Raw genomic sequence first — 8,684 nt, forward strand, 5'->3', positions numbered from 1 at the left:
GCCGTGAGCTCAGGCTTCGACGGTGAGCTCAGCCGAACCGCCGAACGGGTTAACGGTGAACCAGGTGTTAAAACTATTTGGTTGGGACTGCGAAGGTTACATGATATCAGCCAGACTTGGAAACTATCTCATCAAATTAGTTCCCCCATAGAACCCCCTTGAGCCATCTTGCACACTTTTCTCTTTTTGTCAAATTTTATGTTAAGAAAGATGTGACTAATGGATAGAAGGGGGGATTAAGGTAGGGCTGATTCATTCTCCCATCAGAATATCAAAAGTAAAAGCGATCACTATCAGGTAAAATGAGAAGTGACCGCCAACTTTTTAAATATATGTTGAGCTTAATAGAAAAACTAAAACAAGTCAAGGACTTTCGGAAAGATAAAGGAAAAAGACACCCTTTATGGATAGTATTAGTAGTAATAATACTGGGAACAATGCTAGGATACTCAGGTTATAGAGAGCTAGGAGAGTTTGCTAAAAATAACTTGCCCTGAGCCAAGTCGAAGGGTCGGCACAGGCTCAGTCAAGAATTTAACATAGTTCCAGAAAGAGTCCCATCCTATTCAACAATTAGAAGGGTAATGATGGGAGTTAAATGGCAGAGTTTGTTAAAAATGTTTAATGAATGGGCATTACAAGAATATGGACAAAGAGATGATATAAATTGGCTAGGCATAGATGGAAAAAGTCTCAAAAACACCCTAAAGAATCCTAACAATGAACAACAAAATTTTATTATGTTTGTCTCAGTCTTGAAAGCCTTGTGCTACAAAGGTTTGAAATGTTAAGAAAGATGTGACTAAAGGACAGCTTATCAAGGGGGGCAGGGGGGATCGAACCTAAAATCCATTTTTAATTTAATTATAACCAGCTACTTATTTTGGTATTAAGTACGGCCGATTAACTATTGCAGTTAATCCAGCCTATACAAGTCAAGAATGCCTTAATTGTGGTCGGTTAATTAAAAAGTCTCTATCAGTCAGAACTCATGTTTGTTTGTGTGGGTATATGGAAGATAGAGACAAGATGGCGGCATTAAATATACTCAAAAAAGCTACGATAGGGCATATTGGAAACTGGCACCTCGACTTGCGCTCGGTTCGACTTGCGCTCGGTTCGACTTGCGCTCGGTGAGCGTAGTCGAACCGAGCGCTTGGGGAGATTTAAGCTCTATCTTGGATGGTAGTAACACGGATCGAGTGAGCCTCACCGAACTCCTGCCAAGACAACTTAAGTCAATCAACCAAGAATCCCTCGCATGAGTGCGATGGGAGTGTCAACTCACTGGTCCAGGAAAGCTTAACTTTTCTCCTTGTATATAATGCTACTGACCGATGATCTACTTCTAGACTACCAACGTTGTCAACGCCGTGCGTTTTTAAATCTCTACGGCAATAGCCAAGAAAAAGACCCTGAGCGAGATTTTTTGCTTAAATTGCGCCAGGAGAGTCAAAGTCACGTTAAAAAAGTCCTGCAAGACTCCTATCCGGATTATTGTTCCCTGACTACCCCCACCAGCGATATTTTAGCCGCCGCTAGGGAAACGGAAGCTTTGATGCGTCAGGGGGTATCCTGTATTTATCACGGAGTCCTGTTACAATCTGGCTATCCCGTCTCTTTAACCGGTTCCCCGCATTTATTAATTAAACAGGCAGGAGAGTCGAAATTTGGCGATTGGATTTATTATCCCCTCAATATTCAACTCGGACGCCGTCCTAAGCCTGAATATAAGATGCTGGCTACTTTTTACGCCTACTTATTAGCCAGTATGCAGGGAGTTTTTCCCAATTACGCGGAAATTGTCCTACGTCGTCATAATCGCTATCGGGTGGAATTGAATCTCTGGTTAACTAAACTAGAGGAAATAATCAAAAAGTTCGGCGAAATGGTGATTAATCGCCAAGAACCAGAAGTTTTTATCTCGCGTCAGCGTTGCAGTTTATGTCATTGGTATAGTCACTGTTATGGTATCGCCCAAGCGAGTCAACATCTTTCTTTAGTCCCGGGGGTAACTCCCAGTCGTTACCAATTTTTACAGTCTTTGGGGGTTTCCACCATGGAATCCCTGGCGCTTACCTGTCCTACCCGTATGGGGGAGGGGATGGGGGTAGAGGTGGCTAATCAGTTACAATTACAGGCCCAAGCAATTATTGAAAATCGGGCCTTTCGCAAAAGCAACGGCAAAACTGCTTATTTGTCTCCCCTACCGAGGGCCGAGATTGAATTTTATTTTGACATCGAAGCGGAACCAGAACAGAATTTAGATTATCTTTTGGGGATTTTACGCGTTGATTATCGAGTTAATACCCAGCAGTTTTATCCCTTTTTGGCAGAAAAGCCAGAAGATGAAGGCAGGATTTGGCAGGAATTTTTAACCTTAGTCATGCAGGATTATCAAGCACCAATTTTTCATTTTTCTGAGTACGAAGTGGAAACAATTAAGCGATTAGGTTATCTTTATAAAACCCCTTCTTCTTTGATTAATCAGTTAGTTTCTCGCTGTTTTGATCTGCACTATCATGTAGTTAATTCGGTAACTTTTCCCGTGGAAAGTTATTCTTTAAAATCCCTCGCTAACTGGATTGGCTTTCAATGGCGCGATCGAGGAGTAAGCGGGGATCAATGCGTTTGGTGGTATGACCAGTGGTTAAAAACAGGAGATCGGACTTTATTGGCGGCTATTTTGCGTTACAATGAGGATGATTGTCGCGCCACCTTTATACTAAAAGATTGGCTTGTAAACTTTTTAATTTGATTCTAAAGATTTATGACAAATAGGGGGGAATGTAGCCGCTGCTACCCGTAGCCGTCAAGGGAAAATGATAGGCTATGGATGTGAAAACAGTCCCCTCACCCAATGGTGATCCCCATGTTCTCCCCACTCTTTCTCCTTCTACTCCTACTGCTTTCCTTCCTTAGTCTTCTCTGGTATCAAAAGACCGATAATGATATTTTTAAAGCTCTTGCCGTTAGTAGTTTGATTTTTGCAATTATTTGGGGCTTAGTTCTCGTTCATTGGTCAATTCACCTGCTGGGACTGCTGTTATTGTTAAAATTCAGATCCCCCGCTTTCAGCTTGGTGCGCGTGCCTAGATGGTAATGGTTTGACCCTAATCTTCTAACTGTCCGGTAGGTACTTCGATCGCTTGTACATCGATCGTACCGGGAGGGGTGAGAATAATAAACTTACCCCCTGCCACTTTTAACGGTTCACCACAGTTAGGACATTGGCATTCCGTGCGATTAAAACCCGTAAATTCGTAGCTACAGACGGGACAGCTATCTTCAACTAAATTGCGTCGCAACCACCAGCGAAAAATCCCCCAAGCAATGACGGGGGAAATTATTAGGAATGCCACGAGAATTAAAAACCCATTGACTAACCAACCTAGTCCGATCGAGCCTAACAACAATCCGACTAAAATCAAAGATAAGAAACAACCCAAACCAGAATCATTGACAGAATAGCTACGGAAAAAGTTGTTATTCACGGCTCAACCCTCGATTCATCAAAGCTGCAATTATCTTTAACCTAACACATTCCTAACACATTGCCACGATTAAATCTTCCTTTTTGCTCACCGGTTCCTCGCTCTCTTCTATCTTGGGTTTAGTTTTGAGCGAGATGATCTTGACTGACATCCTCAGCAAATCTGCTGGCGAGTGGATCGTCCGATTGTTATAATAGTCAGTCCCTATCTACCATATCTCTAAAAACCATGAGCGATCCTCGTCTATCTCTAGTGGCAGCTGCCCGAAGATTTTATCAACTGGGTTGGATGCTTGGCACGGCGGGTAATTTATCCGCTAAAGTTGATGATCATAGTTTTTGGATTACTGCCAGTGGCAAAAGTAAAGGTAAACTCACAGAACAGGATTTTGTGCGCGTGGATCTGACGGGAAAAGTCAGAGAATTAGCTCATCAGGATAATCGTCCTTCCGCAGAAACTAGCATTCATCAGGTGATTTATTGTCTCTTTCCCCAAGCGCAAGCTTGTTATCATGTCCACTCGGTGGAAGCGAATTTAGTTTCCCGTTTTGCTCGCGAGGACAAGTTATCGTTACCTCCCTTAGAAATGTTGAAAGGTTTAGGTATTTGGGTAGAAAATCCTCAAGTATTTATGCCAGTTTTTGCTAACTATCTCGATGTGCCGAAAATTGCCGCAGAAATAGAAAGTAGATTCTCAACTTTCCCCCCAGAAATTCCCGCTTTACTGATTTCTTACCATGGCGTGACGGTGTGGGGTGAGTCTCTAGAAACTACCGAGAATTATTTAGAGATAGTTGAGTATATTTTTCGCTATTTAGTGGCAGCCTATCAAGTAAAACCTTGTTAAATTTTCATTTAGACAAGGCAATAAAAGAAAGATGCCGATATTTTCCAAGGCGCCACCCAGATTCGAACTGGGGGTAAAGGTTTTGCAGACCTCTGCCTTACCACTTGGCGATGGCGCCGATCAATCAGTATTTATCGTAGCATAACAGATGACAGTTTGCCAAGAGTGGAACCCAAGAGTCAAGCGATCGATCTATAATTTAGGCAGCTGTTCTCTAATCTAGTGGGGGATTTTAGGCTTAAAAAAGCGATTATGATCGGAAATCAAAGATATTTACTAACTTTTATCGGTTTATTAGCTTTATCCTTGCCAGTACAGGCTAATAATGCCGTTTACCTTAGCCAAAGTTCTAATACTGCCACTACTTTCGACAGTTATCGTCAAGAATGTTTACAAAGAGCGCGCGGGGAGGGATTAGCTGCTGATGTGGCAAAAGATCTATGCGACTGCACGATTAAAAAATTCCAAGCTCGTTACAATCTACAGCAATTCCGCGCCCTCGTGCAGAAGTCGAAAACCGATAAGGCTGCCGCTAGGACTTTATCGAGTGTGGGAGAAGCTTGTTTTGATGAGATTTTGTATGAATAGCAGTTATCAGTGATCAGTTATCAGTATGTAACTTCTCAAAAAGTGCTGATTGGCTCAGAGTAAGGGTTTCAGACGAGCAATTTTAGCCTAATGCTTAAGAGTGCTGAGAAGAATAAAACCTTAAAATCCTTGCCATGTAACGCTTACAGCCCTTTTTAACCGCAAACACGCACCCTACAAGCTGTATTAAGATTAAACTAATACAAGTATATCAGAGGCGGTAAGAGTGGGTTTATAACTAAGAGTTGCAATTTGAATAGCTGCTAGTGTACCTGTCCCGTCCCCATCAAAGAATAGTCCTCCAGTGATTGTATTATAAATTAAGCGATTGCTGGCATTTAATGCAGTTGTTCCTAACACAAATTGAGCGGCTGTAATCGCAACTCCTGCGGCTAAACCACTGCCAAAACCCGCAGCAGAGAGAGCAATTTTATCCCCCTGACTGGAGAGAAAATCAGTAATTGTGTCAATCCCTTCATTGCGGTTGTTGAAGGTGAATTGATCGCTACCCGCACCCCCTGTTAGGGTATCATTACCAGTACCACCAATCAAGGTATCATTCCCATCACTACCATTAAGGATATTGTTACCACTATTACCAGTGATAACATTATTTAAGGTGTTACCGATTCCGTTAATATTTGTAGTCCCTGTTAACGTGAGGTTTTCTAGGTTATTTCCCAGGGTATAAGTTACAGAAGATTGAACGGTATCTGTACCTTGGTTAGCGTTTTCCGTAATCGTATCGGTAGTAGTATCAACTTGATAAGTATCATTCCCTAAACCACCGATTAGGGTATCAATTCCCGCACCACCATTGAGAGTATTATTACCGCTATTACCTGTCAGGATGTTATTAGCAGCGTTACCAGTTCCGTTAATATTTGCGGTTCCGTTTAAGGTCAGATTTTCCACATTAGCAGGTAGGGTAGTGGTGACATTAGCGGTTAAGGTATCGCTGATGGTGACAATTCCCTTGTTATTGGTAAGAGTTGCATTGACGGGATTACTGAGGTTAATGGCAAAAGTTTCGTTTGCTTCATTAAGGTTATCATTGAGGATGGGGATGCTAATAGTAGCAGTAGAAGTATTAGCAGCAATGGTGAGAGTTCCAGTTTTGCTAGTGTAATCTACATTAGCGGTAGCGTTAATGGGTGCGGTGGTATAGTTGACGCTAATTGGTTGTGGATTTGGATTGTTGACAGTTACGGTAAGGATTGCATTACTATCTTGACCTTCGACAACGGTGATATTGTTAATCGAGAGTTGGGAAACGTCATCATTATTAATTGTTCCAGTAACTGCGGTAGTTGTCCCAATTGTATAACCTGTCCCCGCAGCGAGGGTTAAGGTGACGGTTTCATCAGGTTCAACTGTGGTATCAGCAGTGGGGTCAACAGTTATAGTAGCAGTGGATGAATTAGCAGCGAAGGTGACTGTATTGGTAGTCCCTGTACGAGTGTAGTCGGTATTGAGGGTAGCTGTCCCTCCGAGGGTGTAATTGACTGTTAAAGCATTAGTTGTTACACCATTACACCAGTACGGGTGAAGGTATAAACCAGATTTGTTGTCCCGTCTTCGGTAACACTTGCGGGAGAGACAGCTAGGCTAATAGTAGGTAAGCTAGAATTAGTAACATAACTAAAATAACTAGCAGTTAGACTTAATGCTGTTTGATTATTGATAACTGCAATAAGTTCATCTAGTTCGGCTCCCGGTTTGTTGATGTAGAGATTAGTCTTAGAACCAGAAACAGTCAATAAATAGTCAATACTTGAACCCTTAAGCTGAATAATATCATCAGTGGGGTTAAAATCAGTAATTAAGGCATAATCATTATTACCCGCAGATGTTGTATTACCATCATCATAACCGATCCAAGTTTTATCACCAAGGATGAATTTATCCCGTCCAGTTCCTCCTGTTATATTATCAATTTCTCCCTTCCCAGGGGTTGTGCTTTGGGGGTTAACTCCTGTCAGAATATCATCGTTTTCTCCCCCATCAATAATGTCGCTTCCTTCACCACCATTAATTACATCATTTCCAGTATTTCCCTCTAAGCGATCGCTTCCTGTACCCCCTATAATAGTATCATTGCCAGCATCGCCAGAGATGATGACATTTTGAGAGCCAATTGCCTTAAGATTGTTGTTGCCTTTATTGCCATTGACAACCTCAACACCGAGATTATCAAGGATAAGGTTAATATCTCCATCTCCTTCAATGACTAAGACATCAAATCCTGCTCCCCCTTTAATATTATTAAGATTGTCGTCTTTATCAATGGTAATTAAATCATCTCCTGCACCGCCATCAATGGTATCACTTCCTGCACCTCCAGTAAGGATATCATTGCCACCAGAACCGACTAATTTATCGTTACCATCCCCACCGCTGAGAACTGCACCTTTAGTGCTACCTGATTTAACTGTTAAGATGTCATTACCCGTGCCACCTGTGGCAGAATAAGTATCATTAGGATCGATGGTTAGGTTAATATTTTGAGTGGAATCATCGGCAAAGATAATATCGGGTTTATTTTCGTAATTAAATTTGGCGATACCGTTACCAAGTTGTTCTAGTATTACGCCATTGGGATCGTAGGCAAATTGTACGTCATGGAGTTTGGCTGTCGGTCGAATATCAAAACCGAGGCGGGTAAAGTAAGCGGATGCAGTGATTTTATTGCCTGCAACGGTGTAGTCTTTGGTTTGGGGAGTGACGGAAATGTTATTAATTCCGTAGCGATAAAGGGCGGCTAATTCGCCTAGTTCAACTTGTCCGTTGAGGTTGGTGTCTGTCCAGATTCGTAGTTCGTTGAAGAGGCTATCACTGGCACTAATGAGTCCATCGCCGTTGTTATCAAGACTGGAGAGTTGGGTAACGTTGTTTTGGGCGGTTAGGGAGAAAAATTCGTTGAGTCCAGTGATATAGCCGTCTTTGTTGACATCTCGCACAAGGAAGCCGTCAGTGGGAGCTACCCAGCCCATTTGTTCGGGGTAGGTGTCGTTATCTATGTCGTATTGGGTGAGGGATTCGGCGGCGGAGATGAGGCGGATTCCGTCGCCTGTGAGGTCAACTACGGCGAGTTTATAGGGGCTAAGGTTAAATTGGCTGGGGAGTTGGGTGGTGTCGGGGGTGTATTCGCTTTGGCCGAGGAGGGGTTGCAGGGTGACGGAACCGTTAAGGCCAAGGGTAGGAGCATATTCTTTTCCGTCAGCAAAACGGAAGATTTCGATTTGATTTTGGGGTTTTAGCCAGTCTTTTATCGTTACAAGAGTTGTGCGAACCATGTCTGCGGAGACTGCATAGCCAGGGCCAGGCGATCTTCTGGGAATTAAAATCTCTAAATTCAGATCGTTGTTTTTAATAACCCAATTGGATAAAAGCCAGCTTTCTGCTTTTGAATCAAATTGAAGAACATCAACACCGCCATCACGAGTTTTTCCTTGATAGCTTTCACTATCATAAATAGTTTTACTTCCGTCGCCAAGATTATAAGTATAGGTATCATCATAGTCTTCAAATTTACCCAGATCATATCCAAATCTTTCACCTCTGGATATTGCTACCCAATTATTAGAAATTCCATCACTTTGTAAATTAACAATATCATCTTTGCCGTCTCCATTAAAGTCTCCTATCAATTGCTGAGAGTTATTTTCATCTCCCCAAAAACCGATAGATAGCCCTTGAGCGCGTTGAATAAGGTTAAATGAACCATCTCCTTTAGATAAAGCTACCCAGTTATTA

Annotated in this window: 5 protein-coding genes, 1 tRNA gene and 4 pseudogenes; 6 read left to right on the forward strand and 4 right to left on the reverse strand. The window is 42.2% G+C overall.

The annotated features are described in order from the left end of the window. Positions 1–332 precede the first annotated feature (332 nt). From IM462_RS03905 to IM462_RS20945, 4 genes and pseudogenes are all read left to right on the forward strand, one after another. Positions 333–755: pseudogene (locus IM462_RS03905) on the forward strand (transposase family protein); the annotation flags it as partial. Between the two features lie 124 nt (positions 756–879). After that, positions 880–1,265: pseudogene (locus IM462_RS03910) on the forward strand (zinc ribbon domain-containing protein); the annotation flags it as partial. A gap of 59 nt (positions 1,266–1,324) precedes the next feature. Further along, positions 1,325–2,758, forward strand: coding sequence for a TM0106 family RecB-like putative nuclease (locus tag IM462_RS03915; protein WP_287701049.1), 1,434 nt, complete (start codon positions 1,325–1,327; stop codon positions 2,756–2,758). A gap of 102 nt (positions 2,759–2,860) precedes the next feature. Then, positions 2,861–3,103 (forward strand): hypothetical protein, encoded by a 243-nt coding sequence (locus tag IM462_RS20945; protein WP_353737347.1) that lies wholly within the window; start codon positions 2,861–2,863, stop codon positions 3,101–3,103. Between the two features lie 10 nt (positions 3,104–3,113). Here IM462_RS20945 and IM462_RS03920 read toward each other — a convergent pair whose 3' ends face one another. After that, a complete protein-coding gene (locus tag IM462_RS03920) occupies positions 3,114–3,494 on the reverse strand; it encodes a hypothetical protein (protein WP_002760482.1) in 381 nt (126 codons plus the stop codon). Positions 3,495–3,722: 228 nt separating this feature from the next. Between IM462_RS03920 and mtnB the strand changes: the two genes are divergently transcribed. After that, positions 3,723–4,340 carry a methylthioribulose 1-phosphate dehydratase gene (gene mtnB, locus IM462_RS03925; RefSeq protein WP_287701051.1) on the forward strand — a complete coding sequence of 206 codons (618 nt, stop codon included), beginning with the start codon at positions 3,723–3,725 and terminating at the stop codon, positions 4,338–4,340. Positions 4,341–4,387: 47 nt separating this feature from the next. Here the strand turns inward: mtnB and IM462_RS03930 are convergent. Further along, a tRNA-Cys gene (locus tag IM462_RS03930) sits at positions 4,388–4,458 on the reverse strand. 134 nt (positions 4,459–4,592) lie between these two features. Between IM462_RS03930 and IM462_RS03935 the strand changes: the two genes are divergently transcribed. After that, positions 4,593–4,928: a hypothetical protein gene (locus IM462_RS03935; protein ID WP_287701053.1), complete on the forward strand. Its 336-nt coding sequence runs from the start codon at positions 4,593–4,595 to the stop codon at positions 4,926–4,928. A gap of 192 nt (positions 4,929–5,120) precedes the next feature. Here IM462_RS03935 and IM462_RS03940 read toward each other — a convergent pair. Both IM462_RS03940 and IM462_RS21170 read right to left on the reverse strand, forming a co-directional pair. Then, positions 5,121–7,324: pseudogene (locus IM462_RS03940) on the reverse strand (beta strand repeat-containing protein); the annotation flags it as partial. Positions 7,325–7,642: 318 nt separating this feature from the next. Next, positions 7,643–8,224 (reverse strand): annotated as a pseudogene (locus IM462_RS21170) (SPM autocatalytic domain-containing protein); the annotation flags it as partial. Positions 8,225–8,684: the final 460 nt, after the last annotated feature.

It is taken from the genome of Microcystis sp. M144S2, from assembly GCF_020246065.1.
Classification (GTDB): domain Bacteria; phylum Cyanobacteriota; class Cyanobacteriia; order Cyanobacteriales; family Microcystaceae; genus Microcystis; species Microcystis ichthyoblabe_A.